The 18159-nt window shown below is 67.7% G+C and carries 19 protein-coding genes and 1 riboswitch; of the genes, 11 read left to right on the plus strand and 8 right to left on the minus strand.

The genetic code is table 11. The annotated features are described in order from the left end of the window. Window positions 1–22: 22 nt before the first annotated feature. From ATO3_RS28860 to ATO3_RS16175, 4 genes are all read right to left on the minus strand, one after another. Window positions 23–181, minus strand: a complete 159-nt coding sequence (locus ATO3_RS28860) for a hypothetical protein (RefSeq protein WP_158217986.1) — start codon at window positions 179–181, stop codon at window positions 23–25. Window positions 182–453: 272 nt separating this feature from the next. Continuing rightward, window positions 454–1131 (minus strand): Crp/Fnr family transcriptional regulator, encoded by a 678-nt coding sequence (locus tag ATO3_RS16165; protein WP_088650916.1) that lies wholly within the window; start codon window positions 1129–1131, stop codon window positions 454–456. A 230-nt stretch (window positions 1132–1361) separates the two neighbouring features. After that, complete coding sequence (locus tag ATO3_RS16170; RefSeq protein WP_233152176.1) at window positions 1362–1889, minus strand: peptidoglycan-binding domain-containing protein; 528 nt, start codon at window positions 1887–1889, stop codon at window positions 1362–1364. 205 nt (window positions 1890–2094) lie between these two features. Continuing rightward, entirely contained in the window at window positions 2095–2472 is a 378-nt protein-coding gene (locus ATO3_RS16175; RefSeq protein WP_088650918.1) for an OB-fold nucleic acid binding domain-containing protein, read from the minus strand. A gap of 140 nt (window positions 2473–2612) precedes the next feature. Here ATO3_RS16175 and ATO3_RS16180 point away from each other — a divergent pair, with 140 nt between their 5' ends. Both ATO3_RS16180 and ATO3_RS16185 read left to right on the plus strand, forming a co-directional pair. Further along, entirely contained in the window at window positions 2613–2936 is a 324-nt protein-coding gene (locus tag ATO3_RS16180) for a 2Fe-2S iron-sulfur cluster-binding protein (RefSeq protein ID WP_088650919.1), read from the plus strand. A gap of 2 nt (window positions 2937–2938) precedes the next feature. Then, a complete protein-coding gene (locus ATO3_RS16185) occupies window positions 2939–3691 on the plus strand; it encodes an FG-GAP repeat domain-containing protein (RefSeq protein WP_233152177.1) in 753 nt (250 codons plus the stop codon). Window positions 3692–3850: 159 nt separating this feature from the next. Here ATO3_RS16185 and purD read toward each other — a convergent pair whose 3' ends face one another. Continuing rightward, window positions 3851–5113, minus strand: a complete 1263-nt coding sequence (gene purD, locus ATO3_RS16190; protein ID WP_088650920.1) for a phosphoribosylamine--glycine ligase — start codon at window positions 5111–5113, stop codon at window positions 3851–3853. A gap of 186 nt (window positions 5114–5299) precedes the next feature. Between purD and ATO3_RS16195 the strand changes: the two genes are divergently transcribed. Both ATO3_RS16195 and xseA read left to right on the plus strand, forming a co-directional pair. Next, window positions 5300–5860, plus strand: coding sequence for a type 1 glutamine amidotransferase domain-containing protein (locus ATO3_RS16195; RefSeq protein WP_088650921.1), 561 nt, complete (start codon window positions 5300–5302; stop codon window positions 5858–5860). 28 nt (window positions 5861–5888) lie between these two features. Continuing rightward, window positions 5889–7460, plus strand: coding sequence for an exodeoxyribonuclease VII large subunit (gene xseA / locus ATO3_RS16200; RefSeq protein ID WP_233152178.1), 1572 nt, complete (start codon window positions 5889–5891; stop codon window positions 7458–7460). Window positions 7461–7680: 220 nt separating this feature from the next. Here xseA and ATO3_RS16205 read toward each other — a convergent pair whose 3' ends face one another. Then, window positions 7681–8076, minus strand: coding sequence for a hypothetical protein (locus ATO3_RS16205; protein WP_088650922.1), 396 nt, complete (start codon window positions 8074–8076; stop codon window positions 7681–7683). Window positions 8077–8337: 261 nt separating this feature from the next. Here ATO3_RS16205 and ftsY point away from each other — a divergent pair, with 261 nt between their 5' ends. Next, a complete protein-coding gene (gene ftsY, locus ATO3_RS16210; protein WP_088650923.1) occupies window positions 8338–9525 on the plus strand; it encodes a signal recognition particle-docking protein FtsY in 1188 nt (395 codons plus the stop codon). A gap of 39 nt (window positions 9526–9564) precedes the next feature. Here ftsY and ATO3_RS16215 read toward each other — a convergent pair whose 3' ends face one another. Beyond that, a complete protein-coding gene (locus ATO3_RS16215; protein WP_233152179.1) occupies window positions 9565–10020 on the minus strand; it encodes an MgtC/SapB family protein in 456 nt (151 codons plus the stop codon). Window positions 10021–10128: 108 nt separating this feature from the next. On the opposite strand from ATO3_RS16215, the gene ATO3_RS16220 reads away from it, so the two are divergent. Both ATO3_RS16220 and ATO3_RS16225 read left to right on the plus strand, forming a co-directional pair. Next, window positions 10129–11031: a DMT family transporter gene (locus ATO3_RS16220; protein ID WP_088650925.1), complete on the plus strand. Its 903-nt coding sequence runs from the start codon at window positions 10129–10131 to the stop codon at window positions 11029–11031. 17 nt (window positions 11032–11048) lie between these two features. Then, a complete protein-coding gene (locus ATO3_RS16225; protein ID WP_088650926.1) occupies window positions 11049–11666 on the plus strand; it encodes an inner membrane-spanning protein YciB in 618 nt (205 codons plus the stop codon). A 95-nt stretch (window positions 11667–11761) separates the two neighbouring features. Here ATO3_RS16225 and ATO3_RS16230 read toward each other — a convergent pair whose 3' ends face one another. Then, window positions 11762–12691 (minus strand): alpha/beta hydrolase, encoded by a 930-nt coding sequence (locus ATO3_RS16230; protein WP_088650927.1) that lies wholly within the window; start codon window positions 12689–12691, stop codon window positions 11762–11764. A 122-nt stretch (window positions 12692–12813) separates the two neighbouring features. Further along, window positions 12814–12892, plus strand: a riboswitch (SAM riboswitch). A gap of 63 nt (window positions 12893–12955) precedes the next feature. Between ATO3_RS16230 and metZ the strand changes: the two genes are divergently transcribed. The 4 genes from metZ to ATO3_RS16250 all read left to right on the plus strand — a co-directional run bounded on the left by metZ (window position 12956) and on the right by ATO3_RS16250 (window position 17994). Beyond that, the gene (gene metZ / locus ATO3_RS16235; RefSeq protein WP_088650928.1) at window positions 12956–14137 is read left to right on the plus strand and encodes an O-succinylhomoserine sulfhydrylase; all 1182 of its coding nucleotides are present in this window, start codon (window positions 12956–12958) and stop codon (window positions 14135–14137) included. 193 nt (window positions 14138–14330) lie between these two features. Next, the gene (gene folE2, locus ATO3_RS16240) at window positions 14331–15434 is read left to right on the plus strand and encodes a GTP cyclohydrolase FolE2 (RefSeq protein ID WP_088650929.1); all 1104 of its coding nucleotides are present in this window, start codon (window positions 14331–14333) and stop codon (window positions 15432–15434) included. Window positions 15435–15688: 254 nt separating this feature from the next. Further along, window positions 15689–16495, plus strand: a complete 807-nt coding sequence (locus ATO3_RS16245; RefSeq protein ID WP_088650930.1) for a histone — start codon at window positions 15689–15691, stop codon at window positions 16493–16495. A gap of 50 nt (window positions 16496–16545) precedes the next feature. Next, complete coding sequence (locus tag ATO3_RS16250) at window positions 16546–17994, plus strand: TrkH family potassium uptake protein (protein WP_088650931.1); 1449 nt, start codon at window positions 16546–16548, stop codon at window positions 17992–17994. The last annotated feature ends 165 nt before the right edge of the window (window positions 17995–18159 follow it).

Raw genomic sequence — 18159 nt, forward strand, 5'->3', positions numbered from 1 at the left:
TGCCCCCGCCGGGAGGAAGCCGTCAGAAGAAGCCGTCGGCGCGGTGGATCCGGTCCTGCGTCACGTGATAGCGACGTCCGGTTTCAAGCACTCGAAAGACGAAGCGGATGACACCGGATTCGTCCGGAGCCCGAACCTTCGGGGCGCGGTCGGCGGCGGTAAGTTTCCTTTCGATAATCATTTCCTGTTTCCCAATCTGTCGATCTTGACGGTTGTCCGATCTGGTGGGTTCAGGATGCCGCAAGGTCAGCTCTCTCGTATGTGAACCACGTCACATCCAGCGTAAAAGGCGGGTCGGGTATTCCAGACCTTTCGGGGGTTTGCGGAGATTTCGGCGCTTGTTGCGGCGAAACGGGTCTGTTGACGGGCTTCAGCGGGGCACGGCCAGGGCAGAGCAAATGCGACGTCAAACCCACCCGCGCGTGCCACCATCCCGCCCGGTCGCTGTAGCGGTCAGATGAATTCCGGCTCCGCGATCAGCTCAAGCGCCGGGCGGTCAAGAACCGTGAGCCCCCCGCGCGAGGCTTCGACCACACCGTCCTTCTTCCAGTTCGACAGGGTCTTCGACACGGCCTCGCGCGTGGCGCCGACGAATTCGGCCAGCTCGGCCTGGCTGAGCCTGAGGCTCATGCCATGGTCCTTCAGCTTCGCCGGATCGTCGGACTGGGTCAGGTACAGGATCTTGCGCGCCAGCCGCAGCGGCACCGGCAGGAAGACCTGTTCGTTCAGCTGCCGGTTCATGTAGCGCATCCGCTTGCCCGCCAGGTGGATCAGGTCGATCGCCAGCTCGGGCGTCTTGGTGATCTCGGACAGCACGTCGCAATGGCGCACCCGGCGCAGAACGGTCGGTTCCAGGGCCGTCGCCGTGGCGGTGCGCGGGCCGGGATCGAACAGCGTGATCTCTCCAAGGATCGAGCCCGCGCGCATGATGTCCAGCGTCAGCTTGCGCCCGTCCTCGGAATAGACCGAGATCTCCAGCGCGCCCTCGGTCACCGCGAAGAGCGCGTCGCCCGGATCGCCGGCCTCGAACAGGACCTGACCCCGTGTCATGCGGATTTCCGTGGACAGCCCCTCGAGGATATCGATCAGTGCCGCGGAGGCGGTGGACAGGAATCCTTTGGTGGCGGTCATCTGTTGCGTGCGGCTTCTTGTTGTTTCGGGATGGCTCCGGGGGTGCCGGGAAAGCCTAGCGGAACCGTGCGGCCGTGCAATGACCTTTGCGCGACAGGGCGGGGGTGGCGACGGGTGGCCGGTCGGGGGGCAGGGAAGCGGGGCGGCAGGCTATCAAAGTGGCGCATGGGACAATCCGGTGCCTGCTGGGTGGGCAGTTTTGACAGCCCTGGGCCGGACGCGCCCCTGCGTCAGCCGTTCAGCTCGACGGCCACCAGCCCCAGCTCGCGCGCGGTGCGCAACGACAGGGTGCCCGAGTCGAGCCCGTCCTGCAGCTGATAGGCCAGCACCGCCTCGCGCGTGGTGGTGTCGACCAGTCCGGTGATCGGCCCGTCATAGATCCCGCGCACCTGCAGCGCCCGCTGCAGGGAGGCCACGAATTCCCCGGTCAGCGCATCGGCGCACAGCGCCTCGAACCAGGTCTCCTGACGTTCCCGTACGATCTGCTGGCGGGTCTCGGTCCGGTAGCTGGCCGGCTGCGCGACCGAACCGTCGTCGCGCAGCTGCGCCGGTTCGACCAGAACCTGGGCGGTCTCGGTCTCCACCACGGCGGGGCTTACCACCCGGTCCCAGCAGGTGCCGGGCGGCGCGCCCGGCGGGGCATGGCCCGGCAGACCAGCCAGCGACACGGGCGAGATCGGGACCGGCGCCTCCGGGCCGGGATCGGCGCAGGCGGCCAGAAGCCAGAGGCCCAGGGCGGGAAGGATCAGGCGGGTCAAGGGGGCTCGGGGTCCGGGCTTGTGATCTGGTCTCGGGGTGGCAGGCGGTCCGGGACGGCCGGGACGCGGTACTCTGGCAGAGGTTAGCCACATCGCGGGCCCGGGGCCAAGCCCCCGGCGCCTGGGTCTGTGTCCCGGGGGCCAGTGTCCCAGGGGCCGGATTGCCGCTGATCCCTGTCCCGGAACGCCGCGCCGGTCGCGGATGTCAGGATGCGGGCGGCAGCGGCTCCCCGCTCACCAGCAGGTCGAGCATGTGCGAGATGTCCTCGATCTCCTCCGCGATCACGTGGGTCACCGAATGGGCGCGCTGCACCCGCCCCGTGACCCGCAACAGACGCCCGGCGATCACCGCGCGGCGGAAGCGTTCATAGATCTTGCGCCAGACGATCACGTTGACCACGCCGGTCTCGTCCTCGAGCGTGACGAAGACCACGCCCTTGGCCGTGCCTGGCCGCTGCCGCAGGATCACCAGCCCGGCGACAGTGACCCGCGCGCCCTGCGGCGGGTCTTCGAGCCGGTCGGCCGGCAGGCAGGCCGGCGGGCGGGGCCAGTCGGGGCCATCGGGGACGGGTGTGACGAACATATGCCCTGAATACGCCCCCTGCAGGCTGTACCGCAAGGCCGGGACAGCCTGCGACCCAATTGGGGCTGGCCCCTGTCGATGGCCTTGTCTAGAGAAGATCTGACGTACGAAATACGACGGACGACAAGGACGAGGCACCCATGGCGAAGATCACCTATATCGAGCATGACGGCACCGAACATGTGGTCGATGTCCCCAACGGGCTGACCGTGATGGAAGGCGCGCGGGACAACAACATTCCCGGCATCGAGGCCGATTGCGGCGGCGCCTGCGCCTGTTCGACCTGCCATGTCTACGTGCATCCCGACTGGGTGGAAAAGCTGCCCGCGCGGGACGACATGGAAGAGGACATGCTGGATTTCGCCTATGAGCCCGACCCGACGCGCTCGCGGCTGACCTGTCAGCTGAAGGTGACGGACGCGCTGGACGGGCTGATCGTCCAGATGCCCGAGAAGCAGATCTGAGAATGTTTGCCCCGGTGGCACGGCGTCTGCCGTCCCGCCGGTGGAGATTGCGCGCCCGCCGTGCGCTGCTGGTGTTGTGCCTGTGGCATGGCGCGGGTGGCGCGGTTGCGCAGCAGATCACATCGGCCCGCTATGTCGAGCCTGTGACGCGCTATGGCCACGGCGTGCTGGGCGACGCGGTGGAATACGGCGCGCTGCGGATCTCGGTGGGGCAGGGGGCCGACCGGCTGATCCGCCTGCCCGAAAGCCACGTCTTCGAGGATATTTCGCCGCGTCTCGTGGATCTCGACCTCGACGGCCGGGCCGACGCGGTGATGGTCGTGGAAACCGACATGGCGCGCGGCGCGGCGCTGGCGCTTTACGGACCCACAGGCAAGATCGCGCAAACGCCGCATATCGGGCAGACCCATCGCTGGCTTGCGCCGCTGGGGGCCGCCGACCTCGACCGGGACGGGAGGGTGGAGATCGCCTATGTCGACCGCCCGCACCTGGCGCGGATCCTGCGGATATGGCGCTTTCGCGATGGTGCCCTGCAGCCGGTGGCCGAGGCGCGCGGGCTGACCAATCACCGGATCGGGGAGGCGTTCATCTCGGGCGGGATCCGCGATTGCGGGGCGGGGCCGGAGATCGTGACCGCCGATGCGGGCTGGTCCCGGATCATGGTGTCGCGGCTGGAGGCGGGACGGATCGCGACGCGGCCGGTGGGGGCGTTCACCGGTGCGGCGGGGATGCGCGCGGTCCTGGCCTGCCGCTAGGGGCCCCGGGCGCGTCGGAGTCCCTGTTTTGGGGGGCGCTGCCCCCGTCCGCCGGGGGCGGACTCCCCCGGAGGTATTTGGCCAAGGTGAAGACAGGGGCGTGGTTCTGACGGGTCCGCCGGGGCGCGGTATGGGAGCCGTGTGAAAGGCCCGGGCGGATCAGAGTGCCCGCCAGCCTATGTCGCGGCGGAAGAAGCCCTGGGGCCAGTCCACCGCGTCGGCCAGGGCATAGGCGCGGTCGCGCGCTTCCTGCAGGGTCGCGCCGCGGGCCGTGGCGTTCAGCACGCGCCCGCCGGAGGCCAGGAACCGGCCGTCCTTGCGCTGGGTACCGGCGTGAAAGCACATCTCGAAGGCCGTTTCCGGCAGATCCTCCAGCCCGCCGATGACCGAGCCCTTTTCATAGGCGCCGGGATAGCCATTGGCCGCCAGCACGATCGTCATGGCGTGGTCGTCGGCCCAGTTCACGCGGGTTTCGGCCAGCCGTGCCTCGGCTGCCGCATGCAGAAGATCCAGCGCCTGGGCCCCCAGCCGCAGCATCAGCACCTGGCATTCGGGATCGCCGAAGCGGACGTTGTATTCCACCAGCCGTGGCTGGCCGTTCTCGATCATCAGGCCCACGTAGAGCACACCCTGGTAGGGGGTGCCGCGCCGGGCCATCTCGGCCACGCAGGGCGTCACGATCTCGTCCAGCGCCTTCTGCGTGACTTCATCGGTCATGATCGGCGCCGGGGAATAGGCGCCCATACCGCCCGTGTTCGGCCCGGTGTCGCCTTCACCGACCCGCTTGTGATCCTGCGCCGTGCCGATGGGCAACACCGTCTCGCCGTCGCAGAGCACGAAGAAGGACGCCTCTTCGCCGGTCATGAACTCCTCGATCACCACCTCGGCCCCGGCGCCGCCGAAGGCGCCGCCGAACATGTCGTCGATGGCCTCCAGCGCCGTGGCCTCGTCCATCGCCACGATCACGCCCTTGCCCGCGGCGAGTCCGTCGGCCTTGATCACGATCGGCGCGCCCTGTTCGCGGACATAGGCCCTGGCCGGTTCGGCCTCGGTGAAGCTGGCGTAGCCCGCCGTGGGGGCGCCTGCGGCGGCGCAGATCTCCTTGGTGAAGCGTTTGGACGCCTCGAGCTTCGCTGCCTCGGCCGAGGGGCCGAAGACCAGGATGCCTTCCTCGCGCAGCCGGTCGGCGATGCCGGCGGCCAGAGGTGCCTCGGGTCCGACGATGACGAAATCGATGGCGTTGTCATAGGCGAAGGTGGCGACCGCGGTCGGGTCCTCGATGTCGAGGCTGGCGCAGGTGGCGATCTGTGCGATGCCGCCATTACCCGGCGCCACGATCAGCTTGTCGCATTTAGGGTTCTGCATGACCGCCCAGGCCAGCGCGTGTTCGCGCCCGCCGCTGCCGAGAATGAGGATGTTCATGCCGTCTGTCCGCCTGTTTCTGCCGCTCGGAATCCGTGCCGCTCATAACCCGGGCCCCGCCCCGGGAACAAGCGTCCGTGCCGCCGCCCTGTCCGGCCGTTTCCGTCGAGGCAACCGGCGCCCTGTGTCGGAACATCTCTCCGGCCCGCGCGGTTTACCCATCAAACAGCGAAAGGAGATTTCCAGATGAGCACTATTGACGGAAAGACGATCGCCATTCTCTCCACCCATGGCTTCGAGCAATCCGAACTTGAAACCCCGCGCGACCGCCTGAAAGAGGCAGGCGCCACGGTGCACGTGATTTCCCCGGAAACGGGCGAAATCCGCGGATGGGACGGCGACGACTGGGGCCGGCCGGTGCCGGTCGACAAGAAGCTGAGCGAAGTCTCGGCCGATGATTACGATGCGCTGGTTCTGCCGGGCGGTCAGATCAATCCCGACCTTCTGCGCGTGAACGAGGATGCGCTGGCCTTCATCCGCGCGATCTTCGACGCGGGCAAGCCCTTGGGCGCAATCTGCCATGCCCCCTGGCTGCTGGTCGAGACCGGCATCGCCGAGGGCCGCGCCATGACCTCGTACAAATCCATCGCCACCGACGTGAAGAACGCCGGCGGCAAGTGGGAGGACAGCGAAGTCGTCTGCGACCGCGCGCTGGTCACCAGCCGCAACCCGGGCGACCTGCCGGCCTTCTGCGACAAGATGATCGAGGAGATCCGCGAAGGGAAGCACAGCCGCCGCGCGGCCTGACCGCTTCCACTTCGGAACCGGATCGGGCATGGTCCCCGCCATGTCCGATCTGTTCGAAGACCCTGCCGGCGAGCCCGCCGGCAACGCACCCGAATTCACCGTCTCCGAGCTTTCGGGGGCGGTCAAACGTATCATCGAGGGCGAGTTCGGCCATGTCCGCGTCCGGGGCGAGGTGGGCCGGGTGAGTCGTCCGCGCTCGGGCCATGTCTACCTGGACCTCAAGGACGACCGGGCCGTGATCGCCGGGGTGATGTGGAAGGGCGTGGCTTCGCGTCTGGCCACCCAGCCCGAAGAGGGCATGGAGGTGATCGCCATCGGGCGCATGACCACCTTCCCGGGGCAATCCAAGTACCAGATCGTGATCGAGGATATCCGCCCGGCCGGCCTGGGCGCGCTGATGGCGATGCTCGAGAAACGCAAGGCGGCGCTCTCGGCCGAGGGGCTGTTCGATCCGGCGCGCAAGCAGCCGCTGCCCTTCCTGCCGGAGGTGATCGGCGTCGTGACCTCGCCCTCGGGCGCGGTGATCCGCGACATCCTGCACCGGCTGCGCGAACGCTTTCCCCGCAAGGTGCTGATCTGGCCCGTGGCCGTGCAGGGCGAGAAATGCGCGCCCGAGGTGACCCGCGCGATCGAGGGGTTCAATGCGCTCTCTCCCGGTGGGTCGCTGCCGCGGCCGGATCTGCTGATCGTGGCGCGGGGCGGCGGTTCGGTCGAGGATCTCTGGGGGTTCAACGAGGAAATGGTCGTCCGCGCGGCGGCGGCCTCGCGCATTCCGCTGATCTCGGCCGTGGGGCACGAAACCGACACGACTCTGATCGACTTCGCCTCGGACAAGCGCGCGCCGACGCCCACGGCGGCGGCGGAGCTGGCGGTGCCGGTGCGGCTGGAACTCTCCGCCTGGACCGAGGATCAGGGCGCGCGGCTGACCCGGGCGCTGGGCCTGTCGGTAACCCAGAGGCGGCAGCGGCTGGCCGATCTGTCCCGCGCCCTGCCGCGGCCCGACACGCTGCTGGACGCGCCGCGCCAGAGGCTGGACATCCTGTCGGACAAGCTGCCCCAGGCGCTGATCACCGGGATCCAGCACCGCCGGTTGGCGCTGAGCGACGCCGCCGGCAGCCTGCGGCCCGCGGCGCTGCGCCGGCTGATCGCCGGGCAGGCGGACACGCTCTCCCGGCTTTCGGCCCGGCTGGCCCCGGCGCTGGGGCGCAACACCCGCCAGCGCCGCGCCGAGCTTGACCATCGCACCACGCGCCTGCAGCCGCGCCGGCTGCAGGCGGACCATGCCGCCGCGATGCGCGAATTCCAGCGGCTGTCGGACCGGCTCTCGGCGGCGGCCACGGCGCAGCTGTCCGACTGGCGCCGCCGGATCGAGACGGCGGACCGCCTGCGCGAGACCCTGGGCTACCGTGCCACGCTGGAACGGGGCTATGCGGTGGTGCGGTCGGGCCCGGAGGTCATCACCTCGAAAACGGCGGCCGAGGCGGCCGGCGCGCTCGAGATCGAATTCGCGGACGGGCGGTTCTCCATCGGAGGGGCGGCGCCGAAACCGGCCCGGAAATCGAAACCGGAGCCGCCTCCGGACCAGGGGTCGCTTTTCTGAGAGGCTGCGCCGGAGTATTTTTCCAAAGGTGAAACACTGGACCTGCAAGATGTCCCACGCGTGGGACACGGGGCCGCCTGTGTAATATCAATCCCTTACAGGCGCGCGTTAGGAAAGCGTTCACCTTTCCGGGCGCCACGCCCCTGCTTCTTCTTGGCCAAAATACCTCCGGGGGAGTCGCCCCTGGCGACGGGGGCAGCGCCCCCAAACGACACCGGCCTCAGACGCCGACCTCGGGCCCGTAGCACAGCATCTCCTCGCCCAGGTCCTGCGCCTCGTAAAGCTCCCGCGCTTCGGGGTTGTTCTCGAACCGGGCGATCAGGCCGTCCTGGCCCTGGTAGAAGGTCCAGCACTGCGGATCGAGCCGGTCCTCGTAGAGAAAGCAGATCTGCTCGCCCTCCTGGTACCAGACCCCGTCCTGGCAGCGCCCGTCGAGGAAGGACCAGACCACCCGGCGGTTGTCGAGATAGCGCTCGACGCCATAGGCCGAGCCGTCGGCGCCGTAATAGAGCGTCTTGCCCCTGGTATACCGGTCGAAGGCCTCGGCGCCCATCGGGGTCTCGGCGGCGGCGGGCAGGGCCAGAAGCAGGCTCAGAATCAGGAATGCGCGTGTCATGGGGCGGAGTCTGACAGAAGCGCCGGCCGGCTTCCACTGCCCTGGAGGAGAGGTGGAGTGTTCCGCCGTATAGCGCCGAAGGGCGCTTGCGGATCGGGCCACGGCGGCGTGAGCGGCAGGTCGTGGCTGTGCGGACAGGGCGGCTCGGTGGGCATGCAGAGGGCTGCGCGGGGGCCGTCGCGGTGGTGGGACGGGCCGCGCGGCCTTCCATCCCCGCGGATTCCGCATTAGGTGAAGGCAACCACGCGCGGAGACCGCCTCATGGCATTTTTCTCGAAACTCAAGGACCGGCTGTTCAAATCTTCCTCGAAGCTCGAGGAAGGGCTGGATGCCATCATGGAGGAAGGGACCGATGCGTCGGAGGCGCCCGCCGCCGAACCGTCCCCCGCACCGTCCAAGGCGCCCCCGGCCGGGACATCCTCCCCCATGGCACCGCCGCCAGCCGCCGCGCCGGTGAACCCCCCGGTGCCTTCGGCCACGCCGGCGCCCGCGCCGGCCGTGCCGCCGGCGCCCGCGGCGGATCCGTCGGGCATTGCCAATACGCCGCCGGCGGAGGAGACAGGCGGGCCCGGCCTTCTGGGCCGGCTGTTCAAGGGGGGCGATGCCGCCGCCCCGCGCCGGGTGCTGGACGACGAGATGCTGGAGCAGCTCGAAGAGCTGCTGATCACCGCCGACATGGGCGTGGACACCGCCTTGCGGGTGACGGCCAATATCGCCGAGGGCCGCTATGGGCGGCGCGTTTCGACCGAGGAGATCAAGCGCCTGCTGGCCGAGGAGATCGCCCGCATCATGGAGCCGGTCGCCCGGCCCATGCCGCTTTACCAGAAGCGGCCGCAGGTGGTTCTGGTCGTCGGCGTGAACGGGTCGGGCAAGACCACGACCATCGGCAAGCTGGCCAGCCAGTTCCGGGCCGCCGGCAAGACCGTGGTGATCGCCGCCGGCGATACCTTCCGCGCGGCGGCCGTGGAACAGCTGCAGGTCTGGGGCGACCGGGCCGGTGTGCCGGTGCTGACGGCGCCCGAAGGGTCGGACCCGGCGAGCCTGGCGTTCGACGCGATGACCAAGGCCGAGGCGGATGGCGCCGATCTGCTGATGATCGACACCGCCGGCCGGTTGCAGAACCGCGCCGACCTGATGGAAGAACTGGCCAAGATCGTCCGCGTGATCCGCAAGAAGGACCCGGATGCGCCGCACAACACGCTGCTGGTGCTGGATGCGACCACCGGGCAGAACGCGCTGTCCCAGGTGGAGACGTTCAAGTCCATGGCCGATGTCTCGGGCCTGGTGATGACCAAGCTGGACGGCACGGCGCGGGGCGGTGTTCTGGTGGCGCTGGCCGACAAGTTCGGGCTGCCGATCCATGCCATCGGCGTGGGCGAACAGATCGACGATCTTGCCCCCTTCGATCCCGAGGATTTCGCCGCCGCCCTGACCGGGCTTGGCCGCTGAGCGGGCGCGGGCAGGGACAAGGCGGCGACCAGGCAGGGATCAATCGGTGCCCATCAGGATTTCGACCTGCCGCACGACGGTCAGGATCACCACGACGATGATCGCCGCCAGCCCGGCCAGCGCCACGTGCCCCGAGCCGCAGGCCAGCCCGATCGCGCCCGCCAGCCACATCGAGGCGCCGGTGGTGAGGTTCCTTACCTTGCCCTGGTTCGAGATGATGGTGCCCGCGGCCAGGAAGGCCACGCCGGCGGTCACCGCCTCGACCAGGCGCAGGGGATCGACGCGTTTCTCCGTCTCGCCGTCCACCGGCAGTTCGACCAGCTCCTCGCTGACCAGGACGAAGAGGCAGGCCGCCATCGAGACCAGCATGTGCGTGCGCAGCCCGGCGGGCTTGCCGCGGGCTTCGCGTTCCATCCCGACCGCGCCGCCCAGCACCAGCGCGGCCAGCAGTCGGGTGCCCACCACTGCCGCCGGTACGGCCCCGAAGGATGTCATGACGTCATTATATGCCTGCTCCAATAGCTGTTCCCACATGGCGGCTCCCCTTTTCCTGCTGATTCTTGAAAACGCGAGGTCGGGGGCGCGGTTCCCGGGGCGGGCCGCGTGACCGAGTGGTTGCTGAGCCTCGAGGGGACCGAGGCGGGCCATACGCTGGCGATGGTTCTGGCGCTGCTGGCGGCGTTTCTGCACGCGGTCTTTGGCGCGCTGCAGAAGGGACGGCACGACCCGTGGCTGACGCGGGGGGCGATCGACGCCGCGCTTTTCGTGCTGTCGCTGCCGATGGCGCTGTTTCTGGTGCCCTGGCCCGAGGGCTGGGCCTGGGCGATCCTGGGCGGCGCGATGGTGATCCACTTTCTCTACAAGGTGGGCATGGCGCTGGCCTATGAGCGCGGCGCCTTCACCGTGGTCTATCCGGTGGTGCGGGGGACGGGGCCCTTGTTCACCGTGATCGGGGCCTGGCTGCTGTTCGGCGAGGTGTTCTCGGGCGTGCAGTGGCTGGGCGTCGGGGTGCTGCTGATGGGGATCTTCGGGCTGGCGGTCTACAACCTGGTGCATATCTCGCTGGGGCGCGAGACGCTGGTGCCGGCGCTGTGGCTGGCGGTGGGGACCGGGGCTCTGGTCGCTCTATACACGACCTACGATGCCTTCGGCATCCGGTACACGCCGTCGCCCTTCACCTTCCTGGCGTGGTTCTTCATGCTGACGGCGATGGATTTCCCTATCATCGCCTGGATCCGCTGGCGCCGGATGGAGAACCCGCCCGAGCTGCGCCCGCTGCTGACGCGGGGCGTGATCGGGGCCTTCATCGCCTTCGGCAGTTTCGGCTCGGTCATGATGGCCACGCGGCTGGACAAGGTGGGCGAGGCGGCGGTGCTGCGCGAGACCTCGACCGTTTTCGCCGCGCTGATCGGCTGGCTGGTGCTGAAAGAGACGGTGGGACCGCGGCGGATTGCCCTGATGACCTTGATCGCCGTGGGTGCCGTGATAGTGGAACTGGGCGGATGAACCCGAAAGAGGCAGGCATGAGCGACACGCAGGAACGCCCCATCAACCCGATCGTCAAGCAGGTGCTGGAGCTGGGGCCGACAATCGCCTTCTTCCTGATCTACCTGCGGCTGAAGGAGCAGGTCTATGTCTGGGGAGGCACGGAATATTCCGGCTTCATCGTGGCGACGCTGATCTTCGTGCCGATCCTGCTGATCTGCATGGCGATCCTGTGGAAGCTGACCGGGCATCTCAGCCGGCTGCAGATCTTCACCGCGGTGATCGTGATCTTCTTTGGCGGGCTGACGGCGTATTTCAACGATGAACGGTTCTTCAAGATGAAGACGACGATCGTCTACGGGGTCTTTGCCACGCTGCTGGGGATCGGTCTGCTGCAGGGGAAATCCTACCTCGCCTATATCCTCAACGACATGATGCCGATGAAGGAAGAGGGCTGGATGATCCTGACGCGGCGGCTGTTCGTCATGTTCATCCTGCTGGGCGTGGGGAACGAATTCGTCTGGCGGACCATGTCGACCGACGCCTGGGTCAAGATCGAGACCTTCGGCTTTCCGCTGCTGCTGTTCGGCTTCCTGTGGTGGCAGATCGTGACGTTGCAGAAGTACCTGATCCTGCCGCCGGAAGAACAGAAATGATCCATCGGTCAGCTGTGACCGGGTGAAAAGAAGGGCTGCCGTCGCGGGACGGCAGCCCTTTTGCCATGCCTGGCCCGGTGCGGTTTACGGTGCGGTCAGGAGGCGTTCTGAAGGAAGGGCAGCGGCACCGGCAGGGCCGGCGGTGCAAGCAGGCGGGACCAGCGCGGGGACGGGCGCTGCGGCATGGCCCCGCGCAGGCTGTGCAGCGGAAACCGGTCGGGCTGGCGCATCAGCGCGTTGTAGAACCGCAGGATCCCGTGGCGCGTATAGCTCGACCAGTGGCAGATCCGGCGCTGGGGCGCGGCAAGCGGATGGCCTAGCCTTTCCAGGTGTTCCAGCGTGCGCGGGCAGTCGATCTGCAGGGTGACGGCGTTGGGCGCCTCGAACCCCTGCCCGATGGACCGGTCGCCGGCACGGGGCGGCGAGATCAGCCGCTCGTAGAGAAAATCGAACGTGTCGTTCTCGCGGCTGACCACGTTGAAGAAGTCGACCTTGCGGCCGGCCGGCGTGTCGAGCGCGTCCTGCGCGCGGCTTTGGTAGCAGGCGCCGGTCAACGACACGATGCGGTTCACGCTGCCGGAGGGCAGGTGCGGCAGGGCCTGAAGCGCGACCTCGGTGCCCATGGAATGCGACAGCACGTGCAGGGGCCGGTCCGGCGCGTGGCGGTGCAGCCGCGCGATGGTCTCGGCCAGGGCCTCTCCGGCGGCGACGGCGCTGGCCTGCGCGGTCCAGAGCGCGCCGCGGGCGTTCCAGCCGAAGGCCACGCCCAGCCCCTCGTCGGCGTAACCGGCCCCAAAGCCCAGCCGGCGCGGCCAGCTTTGCATGCGGATGTCCGACGTGACCGGGTGCAGCGACAGGACGCGGCGGTGCGGGCAGTGGTCCGGGTGGCCCGGCAGGTACTTGTAGCCGTGGATCATGACGATGACCGGGCCGCGCCCCTGGGCGGCAGTGCGGAAGCAGGGCAGCGGCTCCCCTTTTCCGGGGCGCATCCGGGATCCGTCCGCGTTGATCCTGATGATGGGCATGGCAGGCCTCATACAAGATGTTGTGTCTGGTCTATGACCGATGCGTAAGACGGGGGTATGAAACTGCGGTTACAGTACCGTGACGGTGCTTGACGGCTTTTCGCCTGAGGCGTAAATGCAACAGCACGGGAAGTGGCGATTTGTTCACCGGATTGCGGGCCACGTTAAACATGCCGCTAAAGAGGTCAGACGAAGGGGCCCCTTTCGCTTGACCGCGACGGGGGTTTTTTTGTGAGCTTTCGACGGAAAGCCGGAAGGAAAGACATGAGCGACAGCTGGAAAAGGCGCACCCGTGCGGTGCATGGCGGAACCAAGCGAAGCCAGTTCGGAGAAATGAGCGAGGCGATCTACCTGACGCAGGGGTTCTCCTACGACAGTGCCGAACAGGCCGAGGCCCGGTTCCTCGAAGCCGGGCACGACGAGTTCATCTATGCGCGCTACGGCAATCCCACGGTCGCCATGTTCGAAGAGCGCATCGCGACGCTCGAGGGCACCGAAGACGCCTTTGCGACCGCCAGCGGCATGGCGGCGGTCACCGCCTCGCTGATGTCTATGCTGAAGGCCGGCGATCACGTGGTGTCGGCCAAGGCGCTGTTCGGATCCTGCCTTTACGTTCTGGAAGAGGTGCTGGGCCGCTACGGGGTCGAGGTCACCTTTGTCGATGGCACCGACCTGGATCAATGGCGCGCGGCGATGCGCGACGACACCAGGGCGGTGTTCTTCGAATCGGTCGCCAACCCGACGCTGGAGCTGGTCGACATCCGCGGCGTGGCCGAGATCGCCCATGAAAAGGGCGCGCTGGTCATCGTGGACAACGTGTTCTCGACCCCGGTCTTCTCGAAGGCGGTGGAGCTGGGCGCGGATGTGATCGTCTATTCCGCCACCAAGCATATCGACGGCCAGGGACGGACCCTGGGCGGGGTGATTCTGGGCACCCGCGAATACATCCGCAAGACGGCGGAGCCGTTCCTGAAGCACACCGGCGCCGCGATGAGCCCGTTCACCGCCTGGGTGATGCTGAAGGGGCTGGAGACGATGGAGCTGCGCGTGCGGGCCCAGGCCGAGGGCGCGCTGAAGCTGGCGCAGGCGCTGGAAGGGCATCCGCAGCTGGAGAGGGTGATCTTTCCCGGTCTGGCGGCGCATCCGCAGCACGACCTAATGCTGTCGCAGATGGAGCAGGGCGGCACCGTGCTGTCCTTCGACGTGAAGGGCGGCCAGGAGGCGGCGTTCAAGGTGCTGAACGCGCTGAAAATCGTCAAGATTTCCAACAACCTGGGCGATGCCAAGTCGATCGTCACCCATCCCGCGACCACCACCCATCAGCGCCTGCCCGACGAGCAGAAGGCCGAGCTGGGCATCACGCGCGGGCTGCTGCGTCTGTCGGTCGGGCTGGAAGATCCCGATGACCTGATCGCCGACTTGAAGGACGCGCTGGACGCGCTTTGATGCACCCGGGGGCGGGCCGTCGTGGAGTAGGTGGCCCCCCTCTGCCCCCCTTGCGGGGCGCCTCGGTCACCGGATCACGGTCCCGTGTGGCCGGTTGAGTGATCCACCGCGTCTTCGGCCGCGTAATCCACAGGAACACATGGAAATTTGCGCCCCGGGCGTTATGTTCCATACCTGACACGGAGGCTTTCGCATGACGATTCACGCACCCACCCTGCAGCGCAAACCCGACCAGGACGAGGCGGCCGAGGCGCTGGCCGTCCTGCGCAGCTGGGCGCGGGGGGCCTCTGACGCCGAGATCTCGCAGCTGGACCCGGCCATCGCCAAGCTGATTCCCGGCGGCGGCGCGGTGAGCTATCCGTCGCTGTCGCGCCAGTACCCGGACGATTTCGCGGTGGATGCCAATTACAAGGCCTCGCTGCCCGACCTGCAGAACGGGCCGTCGAGCCTGATCCGCGGGGCGAAGCAGGAGATCCAGCATGTCGGGATCTCGAATTTCCGGCTGCCGATCCGATTCCATACTCGCGATAACGGAGATGTGACGCTGGAGACCAGCGTGACCGGCTCTGTCAGCCTGGAGGCGGACAAGAAGGGCATCAACATGTCGCGCATCATGCGCAGCTTCTATGCCCATGCCGAAAAGACCTTCAGCTTCGAGGTGATCGAGGCGGCGCTGGACGATTACAAGTCGGACCTGGAGAGCTTTGACGCGCGGATCATGATGCGGTTCTCGTTCCCGATGAAGGTGGACAGCCTGCGCTCGGGGCTGGCCGGGTACCAGTATTACGATATCGCGCTGGAACTGGTGGAGCGGGCGGGCACGCGCCGCAAGATCATGCACCTGGATTACGTCTATTCCTCGACCTGCCCCTGTTCGCTGGAATTGTCGGAACACGCGCGATCGATGCGCGGCCAGCTGGCGACGCCGCATTCGCAGCGTTCGGTGGCGCGGATTTCCGTGGAACTGGAACGGGATGCGGGCTGCCTGTGGTTCGAGGACCTGGTCGAGGCCTGCCGCCGCGCGGTGCCGACCGAGACGCAGGTGATGGTGAAGCGCGAGGACGAACAGGCCTTCGCCGAGCTGAACGCGGCCAATCCGATCTTTGTCGAGGATGCCGCGCGGCTGTTCTGCGAGTCGCTTGAGGCCGACGCAAGGATCGGCGATTTCCGTATCATCGCGAGCCACCAGGAAAGCCTGCACAGCCATGACGCGGTGTCGGTCCTGACCCGGGGCACGACCTTCGACAGCGAAAGCCTCGATCCGCAGCTCTTTGCCACGCTGCATCACCGGGGGTGAAACGGTTCTGCGCGCCCGGCCTTTCGTGGTCCGGGCGCGGATCCGAAACCAACACGACACCGGCGGCGCCGTGCCGTCATGCCGCGGTGCAGCAATTTTCTCTGCACAAGCCAAATGACCTGCGTTATACTGGAAGTTGACTGGTAGCCGGCGTGGCGCTGTCGCCCTGGGCGGGGTGTTGCGCGGCTGAACAGGGGGCAGCAGGTAACTGTCCCGCACGACACCAGAATTACGAAATGCGAGGAGCACCCGAGATGATCACCTCCCAGATGCAGATGTCCTCGGCCATGATTCAGATGGCCGGCGGTGCAATGGCGAACCAGATAAAGATTCTGCAGGCGATCAGCCTGTCGGCGATTGAACTGCCCTACCGCAACTTTCGGATGATGTCCGAACTCGCGGCCGTGCCGCTTTCGGCCACGTGGCTGGGAGCGCCCGCGATGCCGACCCCGAAAGCGCCGGCCAAACCGGCGGCGAAGCCGGCGGCCCCGGCCCGCAAGGCCGCGCCGAAGGCGCCGGCCGCGAAGGCCGAGACCCCCGCGACCCCTCTGGCCCCGACGAAGATGGCGAGCGAAGCGAGCCCGGCCCCGGCGCCCAAGGCGGATGACAAGCCGGCCGCACCGGCGACGAAGGCGGTCGCGACCTCGGCCCGGACGGCAAGCGAAGCGGCCCCGGCGGCGGCACCGGCCAGGAAGGCCCCGGCGACCCGCAAGCCGCGCGCGAAGACCTCCGCCAGGACGGGCACGGCCCGGAAGACGGCCACCGCGCGCAAGGCCCCCGCGAAGACCGCAACAGCGCCCAAAGCGGCCGCGAAATCCACGGCCTCCGAGGGCAAGGAGACGGCCAAAACCGCCGACGCAGCGACCTCCGGCACGGCCAAGGCCCCGACAACGAAGGCCCTGACAACCAAGGCGAAGACAACCGAGGGCGCGGCCGCCGCAAAGCCGGCAACCCGCAGCACTGAGAAGCCCGCGGCCGCGAAACCGGAGCCGGCGACCTCGACCTCGGCCGCTGCCCCGGCAGCAACCCCGAGCTCCACGCCGTCGTCCAGCGACAGCTAAGACACGCGGTCGCTTGACACCGCGCTCGGGGCGCGACAACGCTTCGGCCCATGCTGGATCCGCGCCCCGTAGCCTATGTGATCGGCCTGCTCGTCACTGCCCTGGGCGCGGCGATGCTGGTGCCGATGTTTGCCGACCTCGTTGTCGGCAACGGCCATTGGGCCGCCTTCTTCGAAAGCGCCGTCATCTCGATGCTGGCCGGTGGCATCACCGCGCTGAGCACCGCCAACAGCGTGCCCGAGCGGCTGAGCCTGCAGCAGACCTTCATGCTGACCACCGGCGTCTGGCTGGCGCTGCCCTTCTTCGGCGCCTTGCCCCTGATCATCGGCGACACGGAACTGGGGGTGACCGACGCCCTGTTCGAAGCGATGTCGGGCTTCACCACCACCGGTTCGACGGTGATCGTGGGTCTGGATGACCTGCCCGCAGGGATCCTCCTGTGGCGGGGCATCCTGCAATGGCTGGGCGGCATCGGGATCATTGTCGTGGCCATGGTCTTCCTGCCGGAACTGCGGGTCGGGGGGATGCAGATCTTTCGATCGGAAGGCTTTGAAACCATGGGCAAGATCCTGCCCCGGGCGACGCAGATCGCCGGGCAGATCTCGGCCATCTACGTGGCGATCACGCTGGCCTGCATCGTCACCTACGTGGCGCTGGACATGTCGGTCTTCGATGCCATCGTCCATGCGATGACCACGGTTTCGACAGGCGGGTTCGCGAATTACGATGCCTCCTTCGGGGCGTTCACAGGGCCGGCGGAATACGCGGCCTCGGTCTTCATGATCCTCGCGGCGCTGCCTTTCGTGCGCTACGTGCAGCTGATCAACGGCGACGGCTGGTCGATCCTGCGCGACACGCAGGTGCGGACCTTCTTCGGCATCATCGCGGTTCTGGTCGGGGTGACGACGATCGTCCTGCTGTCGGTCTTTCCGCATCACTGGGAACAGGCGCTGCGCGAGGCGCTGTTCAACATCACGTCGATCCTGTCGGGCACGGGCTATGCCAGTGTCGATTACATGGGCTGGGGGCCGTTCCTGGTGGGGCTGTTCTTCTTCATCGGGCTGATCGGCGGCTGCGCCGGGTCGACAAGCTGTTCGATCAAGGTGTTCCGGTACCAGCTGCTGTTCGCCTCGGTCCGGGCGCAGCTGATGAAGATCCGCTCGCCCCATGGCGTGTTCATTCCGCGCTATGACGGGCGGCCGGTCTCGGAGGAGGTGCTGAGCTCGGTCATGTCCTTCTTCGTCTTCTTCATCGTGACGATGGGGATCCTGTCGGTGGCGCTGAGCCTGACCGGGCTGGACAACATCACCGCGATCTCGGGCGCGGCGACGGCGCTGGCCAATATCGGCCCGGGGCTGGGCGACATCATCGGCCCGGCGGGGAATTTCGCGCCGCTGAACGACGGGGCGAAGTGGATCCTGATCCTGGCGATGCTGGTCGGGCGGCTGGAGCTGATGGCGGTCTATGTCATGCTGACCGTGAAGTTCTGGCGGGCCTGAGGGCACGTCTTGCGGCAGGCCGCCCCGGTCACACTCCCCTGAAAGACCTGTTGCGGCTGAACCGTGGCACGGCCCGCCCACCCGCGTGACCGGGGCGGCGCGGGGTCCGTTGCGTCGGGGGATCAGGGAGAGAGGAGGGGGCCTTCGGCGGCCCAGGTGCGCGAG

It is taken from the genome of Marinibacterium profundimaris (genome assembly GCF_002210095.1).
Taxonomy (GTDB): Bacteria; Pseudomonadota; Alphaproteobacteria; order Rhodobacterales; family Rhodobacteraceae; genus Marinibacterium; species Marinibacterium profundimaris.

Excerpts from the sequence above, each read along its gene's own strand:
- ATO3_RS16175 (WP_088650918.1), bottom strand. The coding sequence starts at position 2,472 with ATGTTCGTCACACCCGTCCCCGATGGCCCCGACTGGCCCCGCCCGCCG.
- ATO3_RS16225 (WP_088650926.1), top strand. The coding sequence starts at position 11,049 with ATGAGCGACACGCAGGAACGCCCCATCAACCCGATCGTCAAGCAGGTG.
- ftsY (WP_088650923.1), top strand. The coding sequence starts at position 8,338 with ATGGCATTTTTCTCGAAACTCAAGGACCGGCTGTTCAAATCTTCCTCG.
- metZ (WP_088650928.1), top strand. The coding sequence starts at position 12,956 with ATGAGCGACAGCTGGAAAAGGCGCACCCGTGCGGTGCATGGCGGAACC.
- xseA (WP_233152178.1), top strand. The coding sequence starts at position 5,889 with ATGGTCCCCGCCATGTCCGATCTGTTCGAAGACCCTGCCGGCGAGCCC.
- ATO3_RS28860 (WP_158217986.1), bottom strand. The coding sequence starts at position 181 with ATGATTATCGAAAGGAAACTTACCGCCGCCGACCGCGCCCCGAAGGTT.
- ATO3_RS16245 (WP_088650930.1), top strand. The coding sequence starts at position 15,689 with ATGATCACCTCCCAGATGCAGATGTCCTCGGCCATGATTCAGATGGCC.
- folE2 (WP_088650929.1), top strand. The coding sequence starts at position 14,331 with ATGACGATTCACGCACCCACCCTGCAGCGCAAACCCGACCAGGACGAG.
- ATO3_RS16215 (WP_233152179.1), bottom strand. The coding sequence starts at position 10,020 with ATGACATCCTTCGGGGCCGTACCGGCGGCAGTGGTGGGCACCCGACTG.
- ATO3_RS16205 (WP_088650922.1), bottom strand. The coding sequence starts at position 8,076 with ATGACACGCGCATTCCTGATTCTGAGCCTGCTTCTGGCCCTGCCCGCC.
- ATO3_RS16180 (WP_088650919.1), top strand. The coding sequence starts at position 2,613 with ATGGCGAAGATCACCTATATCGAGCATGACGGCACCGAACATGTGGTC.
- purD (WP_088650920.1), bottom strand. The coding sequence starts at position 5,113 with ATGAACATCCTCATTCTCGGCAGCGGCGGGCGCGAACACGCGCTGGCC.
- ATO3_RS16230 (WP_088650927.1), bottom strand. The coding sequence starts at position 12,691 with ATGCCCATCATCAGGATCAACGCGGACGGATCCCGGATGCGCCCCGGA.
- ATO3_RS16185 (WP_233152177.1), top strand. The coding sequence starts at position 2,939 with ATGTTTGCCCCGGTGGCACGGCGTCTGCCGTCCCGCCGGTGGAGATTG.
- ATO3_RS16195 (WP_088650921.1), top strand. The coding sequence starts at position 5,300 with ATGAGCACTATTGACGGAAAGACGATCGCCATTCTCTCCACCCATGGC.
- ATO3_RS16250 (WP_088650931.1), top strand. The coding sequence starts at position 16,546 with ATGCTGGATCCGCGCCCCGTAGCCTATGTGATCGGCCTGCTCGTCACT.
- ATO3_RS16165 (WP_088650916.1), bottom strand. The coding sequence starts at position 1,131 with ATGACCGCCACCAAAGGATTCCTGTCCACCGCCTCCGCGGCACTGATC.